Annotated in this window: 22 protein-coding genes; 11 read left to right on the forward strand and 11 right to left on the reverse strand. The window is 42.2% G+C overall.

The features are described 5' to 3' along the window. Positions 1 to 193: 193 nt before the first annotated feature. The 6 genes from CSV69_RS16930 to CSV69_RS14120 all read right to left on the reverse strand — a co-directional run bounded on the left by CSV69_RS16930 (position 194) and on the right by CSV69_RS14120 (position 8164). On the reverse strand, positions 194 to 340 hold the full coding sequence (locus tag CSV69_RS16930) for a hypothetical protein (protein WP_158232684.1): 147 nt from the start codon (positions 338 to 340) through the stop codon (positions 194 to 196). 25 nt (positions 341 to 365) lie between these two features. Then, positions 366 to 1304: a 3'-5' exoribonuclease YhaM gene (gene yhaM / locus CSV69_RS14100; RefSeq protein ID WP_085426988.1), complete on the reverse strand. Its 939-nt coding sequence runs from the start codon at positions 1302 to 1304 to the stop codon at positions 366 to 368. After that, the gene (locus tag CSV69_RS14105; RefSeq protein ID WP_158232685.1) at positions 1304 to 4156 is read right to left on the reverse strand and encodes an ATP-binding protein; all 2853 of its coding nucleotides are present in this window, start codon (positions 4154 to 4156) and stop codon (positions 1304 to 1306) included. The genes yhaM and CSV69_RS14105 overlap by 1 nt, the downstream gene beginning before the upstream one ends. A 1-nt stretch (position 4157) precedes the next feature. Continuing rightward, a complete protein-coding gene (locus tag CSV69_RS14110; RefSeq protein ID WP_099693730.1) occupies positions 4158 to 5360 on the reverse strand; it encodes a metallophosphoesterase family protein in 1203 nt (400 codons plus the stop codon). A 652-nt stretch (positions 5361 to 6012) separates the two neighbouring features. After that, the gene (locus CSV69_RS14115) at positions 6013 to 7272 is read right to left on the reverse strand and encodes an ABC transporter permease (RefSeq protein ID WP_099693731.1); all 1260 of its coding nucleotides are present in this window, start codon (positions 7270 to 7272) and stop codon (positions 6013 to 6015) included. After that, positions 7265 to 8164, reverse strand: a complete 900-nt coding sequence (locus CSV69_RS14120; protein WP_099625561.1) for an ABC transporter ATP-binding protein — start codon at positions 8162 to 8164, stop codon at positions 7265 to 7267. The genes CSV69_RS14115 and CSV69_RS14120 overlap by 8 nt, the downstream gene beginning before the upstream one ends. Before the next feature lie 188 nt (positions 8165 to 8352). Between CSV69_RS14120 and CSV69_RS14125 the strand changes: the two genes are divergently transcribed. From CSV69_RS14125 to mgsA, 4 genes are all read left to right on the forward strand, one after another. Further along, positions 8353 to 8538: a YhzD family protein gene (locus CSV69_RS14125; RefSeq protein WP_085426993.1), complete on the forward strand. Its 186-nt coding sequence runs from the start codon at positions 8353 to 8355 to the stop codon at positions 8536 to 8538. Positions 8539 to 8692: 154 nt separating this feature from the next. Further along, positions 8693 to 10342, forward strand: a complete 1650-nt coding sequence (locus CSV69_RS14130; RefSeq protein ID WP_099693732.1) for an S-layer homology domain-containing protein — start codon at positions 8693 to 8695, stop codon at positions 10340 to 10342. Then, complete coding sequence (locus CSV69_RS14135) at positions 10339 to 10587, forward strand: DUF3006 domain-containing protein (RefSeq protein ID WP_158232686.1); 249 nt, start codon at positions 10339 to 10341, stop codon at positions 10585 to 10587. The genes CSV69_RS14130 and CSV69_RS14135 overlap by 4 nt, the downstream gene beginning before the upstream one ends. 157 nt (positions 10588 to 10744) lie before the next feature. Continuing rightward, on the forward strand, positions 10745 to 11149 hold the full coding sequence (gene mgsA / locus CSV69_RS14140; protein ID WP_085426996.1) for a methylglyoxal synthase: 405 nt from the start codon (positions 10745 to 10747) through the stop codon (positions 11147 to 11149). Positions 11150 to 11216: 67 nt separating this feature from the next. Here mgsA and CSV69_RS14145 read toward each other — a convergent pair whose 3' ends face one another. From CSV69_RS14145 to CSV69_RS14160, 4 genes are all read right to left on the reverse strand, one after another. Beyond that, entirely contained in the window at positions 11217 to 11999 is a 783-nt protein-coding gene (locus tag CSV69_RS14145) for an enoyl-CoA hydratase (protein ID WP_099625558.1), read from the reverse strand. Between the two features lie 118 nt (positions 12000 to 12117). Then, on the reverse strand, positions 12118 to 13626 hold the full coding sequence (locus CSV69_RS14150) for a coproporphyrinogen III oxidase (RefSeq protein ID WP_099693733.1): 1509 nt from the start codon (positions 13624 to 13626) through the stop codon (positions 12118 to 12120). 61 nt (positions 13627 to 13687) lie between these two features. Then, positions 13688 to 14038 (reverse strand): YlbF/YmcA family competence regulator, encoded by a 351-nt coding sequence (locus CSV69_RS14155; protein WP_085426999.1) that lies wholly within the window; start codon positions 14036 to 14038, stop codon positions 13688 to 13690. A gap of 11 nt (positions 14039 to 14049) precedes the next feature. Beyond that, positions 14050 to 15207: a DUF445 domain-containing protein gene (locus CSV69_RS14160; protein ID WP_099625557.1), complete on the reverse strand. Its 1158-nt coding sequence runs from the start codon at positions 15205 to 15207 to the stop codon at positions 14050 to 14052. 173 nt (positions 15208 to 15380) lie between these two features. Between CSV69_RS14160 and CSV69_RS14165 the strand changes: the two genes are divergently transcribed. Continuing rightward, positions 15381 to 16160, forward strand: coding sequence for a helical backbone metal receptor (locus CSV69_RS14165; protein WP_099693734.1), 780 nt, complete (start codon positions 15381 to 15383; stop codon positions 16158 to 16160). A 1-nt stretch (position 16161) separates the two neighbouring features. Here CSV69_RS14165 and CSV69_RS14170 read toward each other — a convergent pair whose 3' ends face one another. Continuing rightward, positions 16162 to 16554 carry a ferritin-like domain-containing protein gene (locus CSV69_RS14170; RefSeq protein WP_085427002.1) on the reverse strand — a complete coding sequence of 131 codons (393 nt, stop codon included), beginning with the start codon at positions 16552 to 16554 and terminating at the stop codon, positions 16162 to 16164. Positions 16555 to 16638: 84 nt separating this feature from the next. On the opposite strand from CSV69_RS14170, the gene CSV69_RS14175 reads away from it, so the two are divergent. The 6 genes from CSV69_RS14175 (at position 16639) to CSV69_RS14195 (ending at position 20491) form a co-directional block, all read left to right on the forward strand. Further along, positions 16639 to 16842: a DUF5342 family protein gene (locus CSV69_RS14175; protein ID WP_085427003.1), complete on the forward strand. Its 204-nt coding sequence runs from the start codon at positions 16639 to 16641 to the stop codon at positions 16840 to 16842. 44 nt (positions 16843 to 16886) lie between these two features. Further along, complete coding sequence (locus tag CSV69_RS16935) at positions 16887 to 17039, forward strand: hypothetical protein (RefSeq protein ID WP_157129929.1); 153 nt, start codon at positions 16887 to 16889, stop codon at positions 17037 to 17039. Positions 17040 to 17337: 298 nt separating this feature from the next. Beyond that, a complete protein-coding gene (locus tag CSV69_RS14180) occupies positions 17338 to 18675 on the forward strand; it encodes a hemolysin family protein (protein WP_198166264.1) in 1338 nt (445 codons plus the stop codon). Between the two features lie 60 nt (positions 18676 to 18735). Beyond that, positions 18736 to 19155 carry a disulfide oxidoreductase gene (locus tag CSV69_RS14185; protein ID WP_099693735.1) on the forward strand — a complete coding sequence of 140 codons (420 nt, stop codon included), beginning with the start codon at positions 18736 to 18738 and terminating at the stop codon, positions 19153 to 19155. A 6-nt stretch (positions 19156 to 19161) separates the two neighbouring features. After that, positions 19162 to 19635, forward strand: coding sequence for a thioredoxin family protein (locus tag CSV69_RS14190; protein WP_085427005.1), 474 nt, complete (start codon positions 19162 to 19164; stop codon positions 19633 to 19635). 13 nt (positions 19636 to 19648) lie between these two features. After that, a complete protein-coding gene (locus CSV69_RS14195) occupies positions 19649 to 20491 on the forward strand; it encodes an RluA family pseudouridine synthase (RefSeq protein ID WP_099693736.1) in 843 nt (280 codons plus the stop codon). The last annotated feature ends 450 nt before the right edge of the window (positions 20492 to 20941 follow it).

A 20941-nucleotide genomic window follows, 5' to 3' on the forward strand; every position in this document is an offset into this window, starting at 1 on the left:
CTCATTACTACGCCTACCACGTGCAGCCGCCTACGTTAGATAGTGTGTAGAGCAGTTCTGATTCTTCTTTTGCAAGAATAAGGAACGAATACTACCAGGTCACTGGTTTCATCTACTATAAACCACAACCTGACATGGTTCCCACTTAGTAGCGCAGGCACAACTGCGGGGTAGGCCGTGGCCATGAGACCAACTAGGCAGCTCCACCGCCAGCTGGCTCATGGCTGTAGGCAATCCCCCACGTGCCTGTGCGGATCCGAAAAGCAGAACCTTTACTTATTTCCATGCACAAGTCAACGTCGAGCAACGACCCAATAAGTAGATCAACGTTGCCTTCCACTACCCTGACTCGTTATTTACCTACATCACTCAAAAGTTGGCTTATAGAACGAACGGTTATCCAGTGGGAATACGCGCTCAGAGAACTCGCCTGGCGTAGTCTTCGACATGACGCGGTTCAGCATATTCATCTTCGCATCGATATTATCAATATAATGAAGAATCTCCGCCTCCTTCAACATCGGACGCTTCGGACTGCCCCACTCCTCTTTACCATGGTGAGACAACACCATATGCTGAAGCAACATCACTTCCTCGCCCTCAATCTCCAACTCTTCTGCAGCCTTGGAAATTTCATTGACCATGATCGTAATATGCCCTAGTAAATTCCCTTCGATCGTATACTGCGTACCGACTGGGCCTGACAACTCGATAACTTTACCGATATCATGCAAAATAATTCCTGCATACAGTAAATCTTTGTTCAATGTTGGATACAATTCCGCAATCGCCTTACCGAGTTTCAACATCGAAACAACGTGGTCTAATAAGCCTGAAACGTAGTCATGATGATTTCTCGTAGCCGCTGGATATAATACGAAATCTTGCTGATGTTTCTTCAATAAATGACGTGTCACGCGCTGGATTTGTGGATTCTGCATTTCAAAGAAATACTGCATTAATTCGTCTAACAATACTTCCTTGCTCTTTTCGGCAGAAGGTACTAAATCCGCAATTGTTACCCCTTCATCTTCTTTCGCAGGACGAATTGCTTTCAAGCGAAGTTGATTTTTTCCACGGTACTCATGAATTTCTCCGCCTACTTTTACGATGGTTGCTCCCTGATACATCTGAGCTTGTTCTTCACCCGCATCCCAAAGTTTCGCTTCAAGGTCACCACTTTTATCTTGCAGAATCAACGTCATGAACGGACTCCCTTGCTGTGTGACACCTTTTGTTGCCTGCTTAATCAATAAATACATGTCGATTGTTTCGCCGACTTGATAGTCAAGTAGTTTTTTCATCAGTGGATCTCCCCTTTAACTTTTCGTCCAATCTCAATTGTATGAGGTTCACTTGGCCATTTCGACTTCATTTCTTGATGGCAAGTAAAGTACAGAAATTGATGAGATGGTTGTAACTCCGTAAGTATTTCTATCATACGCGAAAGTCGCTCATTATCAAAGTGAACAAATGGGTCATCCATAATAATTGGAAACGGTGCGCGCTCTGATAATTCATACGCTAACGCCAAGCGCAACGAAAGGTAGGCTTGCTCTTTTGTCGCTTGACTAAGCTCATTGATCATGAAAGATTGCCCTTCTGTTGTGACTGCCTCGAAATAGCCTTCCACAGATAAGCCAAGCGTCGCATATCGATTCCCAGTTAATTTGCTAAACCATTCATTCGCCTGAAGAAGAACGGCCGGTAATTGATGTTCTTTCCACTCGCTCATCGTTTGCCGAATTGCCTCACGGACGGCTTTTCGTATTACCCATTGTTTTGTCATATCTTCTAGCTCAGCTTTTCGCACTTCAAATAATTGCTGAAGTTCGCTATACGTTCGGCTTGTAACCATTTGCGAGATTTCATGTCCAACTTTCACTTGCTCATCTACAAGCTCCACTACTTCTTTGCGAATCATTTCCAGGCGGTTTGTCGTTTCACTGCGCTGTCGCTCAAGCTCAGGTAAGGTCCACTCTTTAACTACCGGTTCCTTGGTATATAAGGACAGTTGTGCTTCTACTTCTTTTAGCTGTCGTTTTAATAATTGTGCATCTTGATCTTGCTGATATGCTGTGTAAAATTGTTCTTTTTCTGATACCCCAATAACCTCGAACAATTGTTGAATTTCTGCTGTTACCGTCTCCAACAATTCCTGTGTTTCATCTAATTGCTCTTTAATTTCACGTAGCGTTTGTTCTTTACTTAGATGCTTTTCTTGTAGGCTGTTCTGACGCTGTAGTTCTTGACGAAGTCTCTCATACAAACCTTCTTCGGCCACTGGCCCGAGTACTTCTTCCACTTCTTGAATTAATGACCGTATTAGCTGTGTCGTAGTTTGTAGACGTTGTTGCCATGTTCTCTGATCTATCTCCACATCTTGAAACTCGCGCAACAAACGAAAGCTTTCTTGGATATTGAATGTTGGATCGAATGGCTCATCTCGTAACAGATCTTGCAACTTCTTCACCGCTTGTTGTTTTAACTGATAAAGTTGTTCCATTTCCTCTGCGTATTTCTGCAATTTACGATCCATTCTTTCAATCTCTGTTGATATTTGTTGCTGATCACGTTGTTGCATGTCATGACGTGCAGCTAGCTTTTCCAGTTCGATCGCTAGCTCTTCATGTTCTCGAATGAACGTTTGCTGGTCTGATACAGAATCAGGTTTTTGTGTAAATAACCAAAACCCGACCGCCATGACTACTAGACCAAGCCCCGCGAACAACCACTGCTGCTGCATGACACTATATGCCCCGATCACTAGTCCAATGAGCAAAATAATGATCGGAACCATTCCATTCGAAGCCTGCTGACCCCCTGCAGATACAATGAATTTAGCTTCTGCAAGTTTACGCTGCAATTCCGGCCAGGTTGCCAGTTTCTCTCGTTCAGAATCAGTCAATCTCAAACGTTCAGTCCGTTCTTTTTGTCGCTCCGCTTCTTGACGTTCACTTTCCGCCTCCGCCAATAAGCGCTGCAATGCTTTTAATTGCTGATCCATTTCTTTCTGTTCTTCAAGAACAGGTTCGAGCTGGCGTTCACGTTGAATGGAAACATCCATTGTCCCTATAGATGCTAGTTGTTCATCCTTTAATCCTAAACGATTGATGAACTGGTGCCGTTTCTTTTCAAGTACTTGTATTTCCTGTTCAGCAGTAAGCCGCTCCGATCGTAATCGATGCCATTCTGCTTCTTGTGCTACCCAGCGTTCCAGTTTTTGTTGTTCACTTTTGGGGCGCAAGTCGATCAATTCCGATTGCCACTCCGCCTGTTCTTTCTCTAAACGTGATTTCTTTAACTTCAATTCTGATTGCTTACTTGCAAGTTCTTCGTAACGACGAATACCTGCTGCTGGAAAATCATCAGGTAGATGGGAGATTTGTTCAAGTAATTGGTTGCGCTGTTGCTGCAACGGAACAACTTGCATCGCGATTCGCTGTTCTTCAGATTGCTTGTAAAGGTGCTGCTCTTCTGAACGTAATGCCGCCACTTGTTCGTCAAGTTCTTGCTTGCGAATAGTCAACGGTTCATACGTGGAAAGCTTTTGTTGTTCTTTCAACATCGCTTGTTCCAGTTCACGTATTTCGGCCAGTTTTTTATTCATGGGTGGTATTTTGCCCGATTTTTTGAAGAGGCCACCCATTTCCTTCTCCATCTTCTTTTCCACTTTCCATAACGTATCGAGACCTGTCGTCCCAGACGCAAGTAATGTCCGACTCAAATCATTTTCATCCATTTTCTCAAGATCTTGTAGTTGGAATAAGGAGAAAGAGAAGATCGATTCAAATGCTTGCCGATCATAACCTCTTAACAACCTCTTCAATTCCTCTTCTTCTGCAATACGTCCATCATCAAAACGGATAGAGACGTCACCCGAAGACTTTCCACGCACTCGTTCGATCATCCAATTACCATACTCTTGATCATCTATATAGAGACAGCCACCGTATTTCCCACCTGTTTTCGGTTCATAGCGTAGCTCTTGTTGATTCTTTTGAGGAAATCCAAATAAAATATGAAGGATGGCTTGCTGAATAGTCGTTTTCCCCGCTTCATTCGGTCCATATAACAGGTTCATGCCGGGTCGCAAATCAATTTCCAAATTTTCATGCTGACCGAATCCGTACAGAAGTATTTTTCGGATTTTCATTTTAGCCCTCCTTCCACATTTCATCCTCTAGCAATGCGGCTGCCTGCTGTTTCAATCGCTCAAAATTGGCAGGTTTCAGTGATTCTAAATAGCGACCCGCTTTATGGCTATACACTTCTTTCACCAAATCATTCCAGTCATCTGTTTCCCAGCCGGATAACGTGCTCTCCACTGGCTCAAGTAATGAATTTGAAACTACCGTATCTCTGATCAATGGCCATTCAATCGATGAGATCCAGACGAATGGCTCCATATCTTCATATTGTTCTCGCAGAATATCAAGCCACTCCACTTCAGATCTTGCTAAATCGTTTTCTAGCCCTTCCGTATGTTCCATCACTAGTTCTACGACAACACTGCCAATCTCGGCTGTCAATTGATCGACGGCTTCCTGACATGCTGAAATCCAGTCATCCGCATATTCGATTCCTTTGCATGAAACCGTCAATGACGTGAAAACAATATCCGACGTTTCCACAAAGGTAAGAGACGTGTTGGCAGGTGTCAACGAGACGTCGTAAAATCCTTTATGCCCTTGTTCATTACGGTGCCTTCCTTGAATATTACCTGGATAGACGATGGGCGGTTCTTGAGACAATACTTGGCGTTTATGAATATGACCAAGCGCCCAGTAATGGTAGTGCTTACTTTGCAATTCATTAATAGTAAACGGTGCATAGACGGCATGCTCTGCGTCACCCGCCACACTTCCGTGTAACAGGCCGATATGTATTCCATCTGCCGCATTTGGATAGTGCGAAATCATCGGTTCTTTAACATGACGCTGTGGGTAGCTAAAGCCGTGTAAATAAATAGTTTCATTACGAATAGTTAGTTGTTTTTGCTCTACATGTTCAGAAAACACGTGAACGTTTTCCGGCAATGACACGCGAGTCCATCTGCCTGCTAAGTGGTCGTGATTTCCATAAGACAGGTAGACCGGGATCTTCACTTTTTGAAGTTGTTGCATACCTTGCTGGAAACGAATTTGCGCACGCAAGCTACGGTCTTCACCGTCGTATAGGTCACCGACAATGACAATGAAATCCGGTCGCTCTTTGACTGCGTAGGCTATGAATCGGTCGAACGCAGCGAATGTAGACTGCTGCAGTCGAGCGAGCTCGTCCGGCCCTGCTGCGGACATGCCTTTAAAAGGGCTGTCCAAATGCAGGTCGGCTGTATGTAAAAAACGGATGGGTTCCATAGGTTGCACCTCTTCCACGAATACTCGTTCCTATTTTACCATATCTCATCTATTACTGGAAAGCGGACAGGCGAAACAGTAGTAAATGGGAAAGCACCGTTAATCGACGTTCCAGGCGGACGCTTTCCTGCGGGCATGGCTTGAGTCTCCTCGTCCGCTTCGCTACCTGCGGGGTCTCAAGGCTCATGCTATTCCCGCGGGAGTCGCCGCCTTCCACTTACGATCAACTAGTGTCATTTTTGTAGAAAGTTAATAACACAACCCTAAGTCACACACTTTCGCCAGTAAGCGATCCACATCCATCCACCATAAGAATAGGATGGAGGAAGAAGTTGGGGGCGAAGTGCAAAAATGTGTGCCTAACGCTGCGCTTTTACTCGCAAAAGCCGTTCTTCGTTACGGCTCTTCCCGCAGGATCAGCCCGATCAGGTGAGACAACCAAAGAGAGCGCAGCGAACTGGTTGGCTCACCGCAGGCCCATGGGAAAGCGTCCGCCAACTGGAGCTTCCATCCCTTGTACTCACTAACTCCCCTTACTCTTGAACTCGAACTTGAACTCGAACTCGAACTTGAACTTGAACTTAAACTTAAATCCACACAAAAAAGTATCCCAAGAAGCACTGTGACTTCAAGGGACACTCTTCACCTAAACCTATTCCTTTCCAAGCTGTATAGCCTTCTTCAAATCCTTAAGCGAACGAGACGGCCCATACATCAACACGCCGCCACGGTACACCTTCGCACCGAACCAGCCAAGGATGAAGATCGTCACTAGCATGATACCGATCGAAAGCAATGGCTCCCACAAAGGTAAATCGAGCATACCAACCCGCAAGAACATGACGAGTGGAGCGAAGAATGGGATGAAGGAAGCGATTTTCAAATAGCCCATCTCTGGATTCCCAAGCCCCGTTGCAGCGATAATGAAAGCTGCTACGACGAGTAACGACATCGGCATAATCATCTGTTGTACGTCTTCTGTCCGGCTTACTAATGAGCCAAGTAGCGCGGCTAGAGTGGCATAAAGGAAATAGCCTAGCAAGAAGAAAATGACAGCATAGACCAGCGTGCTAACTTGCAAGTTTTCCAGGCTGAAGAATGCAGATAGTTCATTTTCCTCTCCTGTGGATGATAGTTTATAAGCCAAAAACCCTGATACGGCATAGACTAGAATTTGCGCAATCCCGAGCGATCCGATTCCAAGCACTTTCGCAAACATATGCTTAACAGGTGATACGCTTGAGATCAAAATTTCCATTACACGTGATGATTTTTCCGTAGCTACTTCCGTCGCAATCATCGAAGAATAAATGATCACCGCAAAGTAAATGACGAACATTAATACATACACTAAGACTCGAGCTTGGTTCAGCTCTTCTTCTGACTTTGCTGTTTCTGAAATATTATGCTTTTCAAATTGAATCGGCGCAAACAACTCAGAAACTTGTTCGCCCGATAAAGACAGCTGTTCAGCTTTCACTTGCGTTTGAATATTTTGCAATGCATCTTGTAGAGCTGAAGGCAAAAATTGATCTACCAAGCTACCTGTTGTATAAGATGCTTGGATAGTTTGATCTTTATCAAAACTCAATACCATGAACGAAGCGATTTCTTCCAATTTCACTTGCTCTGCCAACTGATCTTGCGAGTCTTCTGTCAGCTCCAATGAAATTCCTTGTTCATTTTGCTGAAGTTGTTCATGCAACCGGTCAAACAATACCCCACTCTTATCTACGACTAGTACACGGTCATCTTCACTGCTCCCCATTAACTGACCGACTTTGTCTATAATGCTCGGCAAATTCGCAAAGAGAAAAATACCCGCTACCATGATGAGCGTTGTAATGAAAAATGATTTCGTTTTAGCTTTGGTCAAGAAACTTTGTTTAAAAATAATCCAAAATTCACGCATGCTCTTTCCCCACTTTCGCAATGAATATATCTTGCAAAGATGGTTCTTCTATTTCGAAATGGCGTATTGGCCCTTTTTGCAATGCTGCTTGTAACAACGCATGTGCCACTCGTTCATCTTCTACCTGAAAAACTGCACCTTCCAAAGAATAATGAGCAGTCGTAACTCCTTCAAAGCCCTCTAGCTCAGTGAGCGGGAAGTCTGAACGAATCCGGACATTCTGTTTGCTGAACGAACGCTTAACGTCACGCAACTTTCCACTGACTAGTTGTTTGCCATGATGAATAATACTGAGTTGCTCACATAACTCTTCCACATGATCCATACGGTGGCTGGAGAACAAAATCGTTGCTCCGTTATTGCGGAAATCCACTATCGCTTTTTTCAACATCTCGACATTTACTGGATCTAGTCCTGAGAACGGTTCGTCAAGGATCAGCAATTTAGGATCGTGCAATAATGCTGCGATAACTTGTATTTTCTGTTGATTACCTTTAGACAACTCTTCTACTTTTTTATTCGTATTTTGCGGTACTTCAAAACGATCCAACCACTGAAGTGCCGAACTTTTCGCAGCAGACTTTTTCATTCCACGCAACTGTCCGAGAAAGATTAACTGATCTAGCACTTTCATTTTTGGATACAGGCCACGTTCTTCAGGCAAATAACCGATGAGCGGGCTCGTTTCATAGGATATGGTGCGTCCGTTCCAAGTAATATTTCCTTCTGTCGGAGTTAATAATCCGAGGATCATTCGGAACGTAGTCGTCTTCCCAGCACCGTTTGCTCCGAGGAAACCGTACATCGTCCCCTCTTCTACTGTCAATGACAGCTGGTCCACAGCTGTAAAATCTCCAAACTGTTTAGTCACTTGTTCTAATTCTAAGGCCACGCACATCATCCCCTTTAGTAATCTCATTATCTTGTTATACGATTCAATTGAAAATATGTTTCAAAATTATAAATATTCTTCTACTAAAGTCTAACATGAAGGATCTTTTATGCTTTCAATATTATGAATAGCTATTCATTTGACGTGATTCATAGTATACTGAATAAAAGGTTTATGGAGGCGATATGATGAAAACTTACAAACTTACTGCTTACGAAAAAAACGGTTCACTCATTACAGAAGAGACCTTCTCTGCAGAATCAGATGACGCAGCAAAAGAACAAGGTAATCAGATGCTGATCGAAAAAGATCTGCTTGACCGAACACATCGCTTGGCTTCTCCACTTGGGAAACTATTATTATTCCATACGTAATTACACGACGAAATCTCCTGTTCACAAGAGATTTCGTCTTTTTTTGATTAATAATTCCTATACATAAATTGCTACCCTAGTACTCTTGCACGTTTTAAGCATAAGGGAGATACTATTTCATGCACGAAATGCAAGAAAACTAGGAGGAACAGATTTGAAGAAGATTTTGTATTCATTATTTATCGTCGTACTGATGCTCGGTTTATTTCCGCAGCAACAAGCTTTTGCTAAAGGATTTCCAGACGTTTCACAATATACGGATGAAATCCAATTTCTCACGGATAAAAAAATCATTACAGGATATCCAGACGGAACATTTAAACCGAAAGACAATCTAACTCGCTTACAAGCTGTTACTATGATTTTGCGAGAAAAACAGATTACTGATTTCACAGCACCAGACCCTGGCTTCACTGATTTGAAGAAAGGGAATCACGGCTATGAAAAAGTTGCAAAGGCCGTGCAATTAGGTTTTATATCTGGAAAGACCCATACAAACGGTTCAAAGTACTTTGATGCTTCGGCTCCGTTGACACGCGGACAAATGGCAAAAATCTTAGTTCAAGGCTATCAGTTACCTAAAACCAAAGATGTATACTTTACAGATGTTAGTGATCTAAATGGATTTAAAGATGATATCAGTGTCTTAGCTTCTGAAAATATCACTACAGGCTATTTGGATGGTTCATTCGGACCGAATAATAAATTGACGAGACAACATTTCGCAGTCTTTATGGCGCGAATGATGAATCCGAGTTTTAAGCCGATGCCAAATATGCAAGTTCACTTCATCGACGTGGGGCAAGGGGATTCTATTCTGATCCAATCGCCAGACGGCAAAAATATGTTGATTGATGCGGGAACTGCGCTCGACGCACCTAAAGTCATTGCCTTCCTGAAATCTCGAAATATCAAAACGTTAGACATCGCGCTGGCTACACATCCACATGCTGATCATATTGGTGGTTTTGAAGAAGTCCTTAACACTTTTACAGTAAAACAATTTATCGACAGTGGGAATGTTCATACGACTGCAACATATGTTAATTTACTTACATTAATCGACAAAAAGAATATCCCATTCTCAGTAGCACAAACAGGTGACGTAATCGCACTCGACCCTGCGATTAAACTGAATGTACTGCACACAGATGACCGAGCAATTGATCATAACGCCGCTTCCATTGTCACACGACTAGCGTATGACAATGTCAGTTTCTTATTTACAGGTGATGCGGATGAACGTGTAGAGAAAGAAATGATTGGTCAATCTAATCTAAAGAGCACGTATTTGAAAGTAGGTCATCATGGTTCACGGACAAGTACTTCTGCTGATTTTCTTGCAGCTGTGAAGCCACAGGCCGCCATATTGTCTTATGGGAAAAATAATATATATGGACATCCACATGCGGAAACCGTCAAACGTTTAAAAGATGCGGGTATAAAATCCTATGCTACGGAAACTGCAGGTACGATTACAGTGACTACGAACGGCACAGCCCATTCTGTTACTACATCACTGACAAAACCCGTGCCAGTTCCTAAGCCTGTACCGAAACCCGATCCTAAACCTGTACCAAAGCCTGACCCTAAACCCGTACCAAAACCTGATCCTAAGCCTGTACCAAAGCCTAACCCTAAACCAGATGTCAATTCAGGGTTGTACGTCATACCGGGTGCGCCTACTTCATTCAAGAATTGTACCGAGATGCGAAAAACCTATCCAAACGGTGTAAAAAAAGGTCATCCGGCATATGCTAGTAAGCATGATCGAGATAAAGATGGGTGGGCATGCGAACGATGACAAAAGGTCAACGATACACATTAGATCGAATTGATGACGGTTTTTATGTCTTTTTGTATTATGAGAATGAGCAGAAAGAACTTGTGATTCCTGTAACTGAACTATCTGCTGAGTTGACTGAAGGGGATGTAGTAGAACTCTTCATCGAGGACGCGCATTATAAAGTTCGTATCTTACAAGAAGAAACCGAGGATCTACAAAAGAAAGTTGAAAATCTATTGGAAAAACTAAAAAACAAGAAGTAATATCCAACTACTATCCCTTGATGAGACGTTTACAGTTCATCAAGGGATTTTTGGGTGCGGATAGATTTACTTAAACTTATACTAAAAAGCACAAGATTTTTAACGTTTTTTGTGATACGCTATGGTCGTTAAGATATCGTAGAAGGAAGTGACTCGTTTGAACATTGCTTTGATTGCGCATGATGAAAAAAAGGCTGAATTGGTCAATTTCGCCATTGCTTATGAGCAGATTTTTGCTAAACATACCCTTTATGCAACGGGCACAACAGGATTACGCATTATGGAAGAAACAGATCTATCCATTACACGACTGAATTCAGGACCGCTTGGTGGCGATCAACAGATCGGTGCCATGATTGCGACCGGACAGCTTGATTTGGTTTTATTCTTCCGCGATCCGCTTACAGCTCAACCACATGAGCCGGACGTCAGTGCTTTACTTCGATTATGTGATGTCTATGGGATTCCGCTAGCTACAAACTTGGCTTCAGCAGAGTTACTATTGCGCGCCATAGAAAAAGGCTATTTCTCTTGGAGAGAAACAGCCGCTAAGTATCAATAATTTTTTAATAACAGTTATAGATATACACAAGACGCGCAGTTTTCATAGCGCGTCTTCTTCATGTCTTTTATTGACCTGTGAAGTTTGGTTTTCTTTTCCCTACGAATGCTTGAACGCCTTCACGATGGTCAGTTGTTAAGCGCATAGCTAATTGTGCTTCACCTTCAAGTTTCAATACTTGCTCGAGCTTTGCAATACCTTCTGCATGAAGAATTTTCTTTGACGCGATCATGGAAGCTGTTGGCGAATGTAAAATGACTTGGGCACGTTGTTGTGCCGTGTTCCATGCTTCTCCGTCCGCAACGGCTTCATCGACGAGCCCAATTTGCATAGCACTTTTTCCGTCGAGTACTTTCCCCGACCAGATGAGTTGTTTAGCTCTTGCAGTACCTACGCGTTCTTTCAAGAAGAAGTGACCTCCCCCATCTGGCACAAGTCCGATTCCAATAAAGTTCATGGCGATTTTACTTGATTCTTCCGCGATGACGACGTCGCATGCAATGGCAATACTGCATCCTAATCCCGCTGCCGCACCATGTACGGATGCAATAGTGATTTGAGGCATACTGTACATCGCCAATGCCAATCTCGATAAGTCGACCATAACATCTTCCATTTTCATCGGACCATTTGGATCTAGCATAGCTTTAACGTTACCGCCAGCAGAAAATGCGCGGCCAGCTCCTCTAAATAGTACAACATGCACGGATGAATTATTCTTTAGTTGATCCACAATATCTGCCAGATCCTTCATCATGACTCCGTCCATCGCGTTCATTACTTCAGGCTGGTTAAAAGTTACGGTTGCTAATCTTCCTTCAACTTCTACTTCAATCTGTTTTGTCAAAATTAATTCCCCCTTTGAATGAATGGTTGTTCATTCACTACATTATACACAATTGGCTGATCATTTGCATAACTTTCACAAAAAAATATCCCCAACGACTTTTGCGTTAGGGATATCCGTATTACTTGAGGGGGTGCGTAGCTGGGAATAACTCTTCCAAATACGCTATTTTCTTATCGATCGCTTCTTCAAATCCTAAAATATAAGCCCCAGGTTCTTTCGGATTGTGGAATTGCGTCAACTTGCCTGTTGCCGGTTCCATAAACTTACTCGATGCTCCGCAACCCATACCGATAATGGTCTGTGCTTCTTCCATGATCAAAATATTATAAAGACTCTCTTCGCCAGGTTTCGAGTACCCGACATTCTCAAGATTCCCTAAAATGTTTTTCTGACGGTAAAGATAATACGGTATGTAGCCGTTAGCGCGAGACCATTCTTCACCACGCGTCATCATTTTTCCTACTGTTTCACGATCCGCCACTTGATACTTGTCTTTATTGCGTGTCATTTCAGAAGCACGCTTGAATGACAACGTATGGATCGTTAATGATTCAGGTTGCATCTTTTCTGTTTCAGCGAGCGAATGCTCAAATTCCTCCAGACCTTCATTCGGTAAACCGATGATCAAGTCCATATTGATATTGCGCATTCCTTGCTCTCGAGACAACCAATACTTATCGATTGTTTCCTGTACAGTGTGATGACGACCGATAGCTTTCAATGTTTCATCCGTATAGGACTGCGGATTGACACTGATTCGATCGATCCCCCACTTCTTTAATACTTCAAGCTTAGGTACTGTAATCGTATCAGGACGTCCGGCTTCCACTGTCACTTCACGCACATGTTCCATATAAGGGAATGAGTCCATCATCGTTTGATAAAGCGCGTCCATTTCTTCTGCTTCAATAGATGTGGGTGTTCCGCCACCGAAATAAATTGTCGTGATACGAATATCATGTTCTTTCAGCCATTTACCCATTGCACGCATTTCTTCATGCAAGCCATCGAGGAATGTTTCCACTCGCCCGCTTTTGCGATGAATGGCATAGGCAGGAAACGTACAATACGCACATTTTGTCGGACAAAACGGAATGCCGATATAAATACTCACTTCTTCTTTTAATGAATACAAATCAGGTAACGCATTCAACTGAACGTCTGCAATTTCTGCAATTAATTCACTTTTCCGTACGGATACACGATGACGTTGCTGAAGTAATTGCTTCGCTTCATCAACGGTGTGACCATCTTGGCGATACATATGATACAACTTAGTAGGACGGATTCCTGTTAAAATACCCCACTCTTGATCCATTCCTGTTGCTTGTTCCAATACATCAAGCAACACGTGGGAATACATTCTTTTACGCTGACGTAATTGTGGACGTTCTTCCGTTTCTTTTATCTCCTCGGTAAAACGAGATGTGAAGTGCTTACCATCCCACTGAATGTCTGCAGTAACACTAGGCGTTTCTCCATAGTCCTCATTAAACTGAAGAGTAATTGCTGTATCTTCTGCATGATCTATAACAATTTTAGACTGTTCAAAAAATAAATTGGCTAAGTGCGTAAACATTCGGATCCAATCTTGGGGGAATTGTTCTTTTACTAGTAATTGCTGCATCGTTTTCTCCTACTCTCCATCTGTTGAAAAAAACCGGCCAAGGCCGGTTTAGATGTATCTATTAATTAAATCCTTCGTATAAATCTTGAATGGGTTTCAATACTACACGGTTTACTTCTTCAATCAATTCGCTTAGTTTCATTTCAGCAGTAAGCATAGCCAAGATTTTCGGATTTTCCTGAGCGAGTTGTGCTGTTTTCTGTGCATGCTCAAGCTCATCTCCTTCAATCTCTTCGCCTGCCATTTGCTTCTGTTGCAAATTCATTTGGATTTCACGGAAGCTTTCGAACAATGCACGTGCTTGCTCGTCACTTTTCACTTCTGCCATCGCTGTTTTCACCGCTACATACTCATCTGTCTTGCGCAAAGTAGATTCCAATTTGTTCATATCATCATAAATATTTACTGACATACTATCTCCTCCTACAATCCATTTAGTGTAAGTGCAATAATTCCTTGCACGATTCCAATGATCCCACCAAGAAATGCGCCTAGAACCGTGATCATCTTAAACTCTCTGCGTGAAATCCCCAGCACCAAATCTTCTAGTACTGCCACTGGGAACGTGTCTACTTGCTCTTTCACCATTTCATCGAGTTTTAACTTCTTTAATGATTCTTCAAGCTGCGACTCTGCCTGAGCGAATAAAAAGCTGACAATCTGTGGTGTTACATTAGCAGCCGTCCAAGTAGATCCTTGTGGCCAGTAATGTGACAAGCTGTGATCTAGTCTTTCTCGTAGTGCCAATTGATCCAGTGCATATTTTCTTACTGAAGCAAAAACACTATCAAAGTCAAAGCCAGACGTCAACTGTTCCATCGGTTGCTGCTGGACATTCTGCCACTCTTTCCAAATCAGTTGATCCAATAAATCTTTTGTTCCAGGAGCTTCTATAAATCGAAGTGCTTCTCGCTGAACCTTGCCGACAAGTGATTCCGATTCTCCAAAAAACATATTGAGCATACCGCCGAATGTCCCTTTTGAAGCCAAGAAGTCATCAATCAGCTTTTGGAATGTCTGTCTTCCTTCTGCCGAATCTACAAATTGACTTGCACGTTGCAATACAAAATCAGAAGCTAAAGGAATTCTTTCTTCGATTTGTTGTTGCCAACGAAGCGGCATGACTTCTTCCACTGTACCTGTTGTTACTTTTACCTTCATATCATATAGCTGCTGATCGATCAATGTGACTAACTTATCTTCGACTTGCTCAGGAAGTGCTTGAGCACCTGCAAGCTCGAGCCAGTCGGTCAATGTTTTATCTGATTGCAGTACATATTTATCCATTTTACTTTGAATAAACGTTTCTACACGCTTTTCCATTCCAGGCGTCAACATCTTTTTCCTGAACAGGTCAGGTGTCAGCAAATAATTTGTTACCGTTTTTCCAAGCTGCGTTGCCAATTCATTTCGGCGTTTCGGGATCAAGCCGGGTGTAAATGGCAATCGGGTTTTTCCAATGTATTTTGCTTCATGTGGTCTGAACAGCATCTTAATCGCCAGATGATTCGTTACCCCACCGATCAATGCGCCAATAAACGCCATGAACAAAATAGTTAACACTATTTTCAATCGCTTCACCTAATTCCACGTGGTCTTCGTTCCAATTATAACAAAAACCCGCTGAATGAAAAGCAATTAGAGGCGAAGATTCCTGTCTTTACATTTGATTGCCGTTCAGGTACGTTGCAAGTAGAGTATTATGAACTATAACCATTAGATTTTTCACAACACTAAAGGAGGTACTTATTTCATTGAAGAAAGAACTGATTGACCACTTGGGAAGAAACGTTGTTTATAATTTTCCACCGAAACGAATCGTTACCTTATGTCCAGGTATTACAGAAACATTATTCGGAATTGGTTTGGAAAATGAAATTGTCGGACGCACACGATATTGTATCTATCCAGAACATGCAAAAAGTGTTCCAGCTGTAGCAGGAACGAAAGATCTGAAGTTGGACATGATACATGAAGTACAACCTGATTTGATTATTATGGAAAAAGAAGAAAATACAAAAGAGATGGTTGAAACGCTTGCCGAGTTTTATCCTGTATATGTAGCGGAAGTGCAAACCATTCCAGATGCCTATCGCATGATTACAGATATGGGAGCATTGACAGATCGCGAGCAACAGTCGGAATCGCTCGTTACTGAAATCAAACAAGCATTTTCAGAACTTCCTACTCTCCCTGCTGCGCGAGTTGCCTACGTTATTTGGCGAAAGCCCTATATGGTTGCGGGTAAGGACACCTACATCAATTCGTTGTTGCAAAAACTTGGCTTCATCACGCCCTTTGCTGAATCAGCTGACCGCTATCCAGTATTAACGGAAGAGCAATTTAAAGAAGCAAATCTCGATTTAGTATTGCTGTCATCTGAACCTTATCCATTTAAAGAAAAACAGCAAGCTCAGTTCCAAGAAATGCTACCCGATTCAGCGATTCAGCTAATTGACGGCGAAATGTTCTGGTATGGCGTTCGGATGCTTGAAAGCGCCAAGTATTTTAAAGACTTTTCATTCGACGTGTGAATTACTTCGTTCCATTAAATATGGTAGACATTCGAATCGCATGCTCCATATCATCATGTAAAGCGATAAAAATCGGATCATATGCCTCTTCAGAAGGAATGGTCAAAAACAATTCTTTACATTGCTCTACTGATTCGAGTTCGAAAACTAGCGCATTTTTAGCTGACTCTTTAAAATTAGTACAAGGCGCCGGCTTTTTCGGATTCGGCACAAACTCGTTTGTTAGAATATAATACAATTGCTGGAACATCTCATAATGACTTTTTTCATCCTCATACGCGTGGCGAATGAATTCCTGCCATAGCAAATCATTCGTCAGCTGATACATGGACTTATAATAAAAATACGTTTTATACTTTTCCTCTACCGCATTGCGTAGTTGAGTAACAAACACACACTCATCCTTTCGTTCCTTTTGGTCAGTTTATGAAACGAGCGGACAGGATATCACTAATGGAACCATAAAGGAGAAAACAAGATGCTACAACACTTCAACCATAAAAAGATGTTCGCGGACACTGATTTGCCTGGATGGACGATCTCATTTTATTACCAAAACAAGCAATACAAAGGTGACTACCACAAAGACGGCACGGTCAACTGGACAAACGGCACGCCACCTGACGAAGAAAATGTTCTCAAAATGGTGCACGATCTCATGACTTTCCACGTTTATGAATGAGACCATCCTAAATCGACCATCCTTTAACTAGAGGAGGTGCTTTTATGGGCAGAGAACAATCAAAAGGCAAAAAGCAATTGGAAAAAGAGCGTCTAAAGGTACAGAACGAAAAAACCGAAAACGTCTTCGAAGACAAAAGCCGCATCCCCAACGAGCAAAACGCCTTTAAAGAAACCCAGCCACAATACGGCGAGTAAATGCATGTCCTAAGACTGAAGACTAATCCCTTTTAAAAGGACTTGGTCTTCAGTCTTTTATTAATTTCTTCAGCGTATTAACAAAACAAAAATAGTTACTAGCTGTAGCACTTCTCTCCTTATCTATAGCTATCGATCGACACATTTTGCATCCCTAAACCGTTTTTTTCTATTCTGTAAGCAAATCGAATTGTATTTTCTCTATAAATAAATTATTATGAAAGATAACTAACATTACTTTACAGGAGGTGTACGCTTTGTTCTTTTCCCTCATCTGGGTTAAGTGCGAAGCTATTATTTGGATATTGCCATACGCTTGGCAGCTTTTGCTGCCTTGATCGCAGTCACCGCTTTTTTTGTTGCGTGTGAATTTGCAATCGTGAAAGTCCGCTCATCACGTCTCGACCAACTGATCGACGAAGGTAATCAACGCGCGGTTCTCTCAAAAAAAATTGCCGATAATTTAGATGAATACTTATCTGCTTGTCAGCTCGGAATTACGATTTCGGCACTTGGCCTAGGTATGCTTGGGGAACCAACAGTACGTATGATGTTGGCTCCAGTTTTCGATACGTTTACTTTGGATGCTAATGTCGAAACTATTCTTTCCTTCACTATCGCTTTAGCGATTGTTACCTATTTGCATGTCGTGGTAGGAGAACTAGCTCCAAAGACCATCGCATTGCACAAGGCGGAAGAATTATCCCTATCCCTTTCCGTACCACTGAATGTATTTTACCGTCTCATGTACCCGATCATTAAAGGGATGAACGGATCGGCACGTCTTGTTACACGATTGCTAGGCTTCAAATCCATTTCCGAATTAGAAGTAGGACACACAGAAGAAGAGTTGCGCATCATCTTATCCGATAGCTTGCGTAGCGGTGAAATTAACCAGTCTGAATACAAATATGTAAATCGTATTTTTGAGTTTGATGATCGAGTCGCAAAGGAAATTATGCTGCCACGAACTGAAATGATGACAGTCGATAAAGAAATGACGTTATCCGAAGTATTTGAACTACTAGGAGTAGAACAGTTTACACGTTATCCAATTATCGATGGCGACAAAGATCATGTCATCGGATTGATCAACATGAAACATTTACTGACTGCGTATATTAAAGACCCGACGAACGGTAGTAAATCTGTTATGCACTATATGCAGCCGATTATTCGCGTTATTGAAACTATCCCAATTGGAGATTTACTCTTAAAAATCCAACGTGAACGGATTCATATGGCTATTTTATTAGATGAATATGGTGGAACTTCAGGACTCGTCACCATCGAGGATATCTTGGAAGAAATCGTTGGCGAAATCCGCGATGAATTCGACTTGGATGAACTACCTGAACTTCAAATAGTTGATACAGATCATTATATTCTAGACGCTAAAATGCTGATTGAAAACGTCAATCATGCATTAGGCATAGAAATTCTCGAAGATGACATTGATACGATCGGCGGTTGGTTCATGGATCAACGCTTTGAAGCTATACAAGGTGAGAAGATTATCGAACAAGGATATGAGTTTACTGTCAAAGAAGTAGACGGCAATCACATTCTTTACTTGGAAGCCAAAAAACAACCCCCCGATCATGCAACTAATGAAGTTACCGATGCGTCAAAATAAAAGCTTTCCCGCCTAAACGGGAAAGCTTTTATCTATTATCCTATCGTAAGGAGTGACTATATGAATAAAAAACAGGAAAACTGGCTTCTCGCTATGTGGTCCGTTGCACTTATCGCGACACTCGGTTCTTTATATTTTTCTGAAATTAAAGGTTATGTCCCCTGTACAATGTGCTGGTATCAACGGATATTCATGTATCCGATTGTATTGATTGGCCTACTCGCGCTCATACAAAAAAACGTGACGATTGCGTGGACTACTGCCTCACTTTCATTTATTGGAGGTTGTATTTCTCTTTATCACTACGGTATTCAAAAACTAACGTTCTTACAAGATAGTGCACCCGTATGTGGTGGTGTTTCATGTACAGGCGCATACATCAATTATTTTGGTTTCATTACAATTCCTTTCCTAGCACTAGTAGCATTCGCTTTTATTTTCATCGCAAGTCTTGTACTCTTAAAACAAACGAAGGAGTGAAATACATTGAAAAAATTATTAGCTATTGGTGGAGTGATTGTCGTGATCTTTATTTTGATCATCGTCCTCAATAATAAATCCAATGAAACAAAACTGGCTAAAAATCCGTACGGCACAGATAATCTACAACAATCTACAATTGATTTATTAGACAATGAAAGTTATCAGAACGTTGCACTTCCTGAAGAAATCTTCAAACAGATTGAAAGTGGCGAACCCACAACCGTTTATTACTTCAGTCCAGACTGTCCACATTGTATGGATATGACACCTCGTCTAATGCCAATTGCAGACGAATATGATGCACATGTCTATCAATACAATATGTTGGAGTTCAGCGATCAGATAAAACAGGAATACGATGTAACAGCATGGCCTACTCTCGTTCATTATAAAGATGGGAAAGAACAAGGCAGAACGGTTGGTTCACAACCTGATGACCAAATCAGAGCATTTTTTGATGAATTCGAAAGCAAATAAGGAGACTACGTAGATGACAAGTTTTCATTATACAACTGAAACACCGGGCGAGACGATTGAAAAATTACTAAGAGAACAATGGCAAGGCGGAAAGAAGTCTGTCCATCAAATGCGTATGGACAAAAGTGTAACAGATACAGAAGGACAACCCGTTGAATGGAAGGAACCCCTTCCTGAAGGGACGGAACTAATCTTCGGTTTTAATGACGCACAGTCTTCATATAAACCGGAACCTTCAAACTCCTTAAACTTTCTGTGGGAAGACGAGCATGTACTAGCAGTATTCAAGCCTGCTGGTCTGTCCGTACACCCAGAACGCTTGCCAGGGACCGGCACATTGATGAATGAAGTCATGGGCTATATCGAAGCCAAAGGTGGAAGCTATGCAGAACATATTCACCGCTTAGACCAGCATACGTCGGGCGTTTTACTTATTGCAAAGAATCCATTGGCAAAGACATTATTCGACCGCATGCTGGAGCAGAATCAAATCGAACGGTATTATACTGCCGAGCTTGAAGGCCAGCTAAGAAAACCACGTGGCACAATCAACATGCCCATCGGTAAAGACCGCAGTCATGCTACAAGACGCAGGGTATCCCCTTCTGGCCAATCCGCGGTCACGCATTTTAAAGTGCTCGAGCGCAAAGCGGATACAACTCTTGTTGAAGCACAGTTGGAAACAGGCCGAACACACCAGATCCGTGTTCATTTCTCACATATGGGTCACCCTGTCGTCGGAGATCAGCTGTATGGCAACGAGACGATTACAAGAGGTCCATATAAGCTAGTCGCTTCCAAAGTGGCTTTCACACATCCTATTACGTCAGAGATGATTGTAATCGAAACTGAATAAAATTAAACAGAGCTGTCCAAGAGATTGTAGTATTACGACTTCTTGTGACAGCTCTTTTCTATTCTTGTTAGAAGAAGTAATGTTGCAGTAGCTATAGGTGGTTTAGGGGTGGGGATTTCGAGTGCAATGACGTGCTCTCAACGCTTCGCTTATGTTCGCAAAGTAAATAGAGGATACTTTTTATTGTGCATTAAAGTAAGTTTTGTAATAGGTTTTGAACTTTAGAACTTGAATTAAAATAAGTTAAAACAAAACAATAATTCACATACTATCACCAATGAGCGATTTAAGTACCCCTACTATCAAAGTAGGATGGAAGCGGAAGTTGGCGGCGACTCCTGATGGATCAGCCCGATCAGGTGAGACAACTAAGAGAGCATAGCGAACAGTTGGCTCACCGCGGGCCCATAGGAAAGCGTCCGCCAACTGGAGCTTCCATCCCCTCGTACT

Origin of the sequence: Sporosarcina sp. P26b, assembly GCF_002743245.1 — a bacterium.
GTDB lineage: Bacteria > Bacillota > Bacilli > Bacillales_A > Planococcaceae > Sporosarcina > Sporosarcina ureae_C.

Coding starts and splice junctions, on each gene's coding strand:
- yhaM (WP_085426988.1), bottom strand. CDS start 1,304: ATGAAAAAACTACTTGACTATCAAGTCGGCGAAACAATCGACATGTAT.
- CSV69_RS14105 (WP_158232685.1), bottom strand. CDS start 4,156: ATGAAAATCCGAAAAATACTTCTGTACGGATTCGGTCAGCATGAAAAT.
- CSV69_RS14110 (WP_099693730.1), bottom strand. CDS start 5,360: ATGGAACCCATCCGTTTTTTACATACAGCCGACCTGCATTTGGACAGC.
- CSV69_RS14115 (WP_099693731.1), bottom strand. CDS start 7,272: ATGCGTGAATTTTGGATTATTTTTAAACAAAGTTTCTTGACCAAAGCT.
- CSV69_RS14125 (WP_085426993.1), top strand. CDS start 8,353: ATGAAAACTTACAAACTTACTGCTTACGAAAAAAACGGTTCACTCATT.
- CSV69_RS14135 (WP_158232686.1), top strand. CDS start 10,339: ATGACAAAAGGTCAACGATACACATTAGATCGAATTGATGACGGTTTT.
- CSV69_RS14150 (WP_099693733.1), bottom strand. CDS start 13,626: ATGCAGCAATTACTAGTAAAAGAACAATTCCCCCAAGATTGGATCCGA.
- CSV69_RS14155 (WP_085426999.1), bottom strand. CDS start 14,038: ATGTCAGTAAATATTTATGATGATATGAACAAATTGGAATCTACTTTG.
- CSV69_RS14175 (WP_085427003.1), top strand. CDS start 16,639: ATGCTACAACACTTCAACCATAAAAAGATGTTCGCGGACACTGATTTG.
- CSV69_RS16935 (WP_157129929.1), top strand. CDS start 16,887: ATGGGCAGAGAACAATCAAAAGGCAAAAAGCAATTGGAAAAAGAGCGT.
- CSV69_RS14185 (WP_099693735.1), top strand. CDS start 18,736: ATGAATAAAAAACAGGAAAACTGGCTTCTCGCTATGTGGTCCGTTGCA.
- CSV69_RS14195 (WP_099693736.1), top strand. CDS start 19,649: ATGACAAGTTTTCATTATACAACTGAAACACCGGGCGAGACGATTGAA.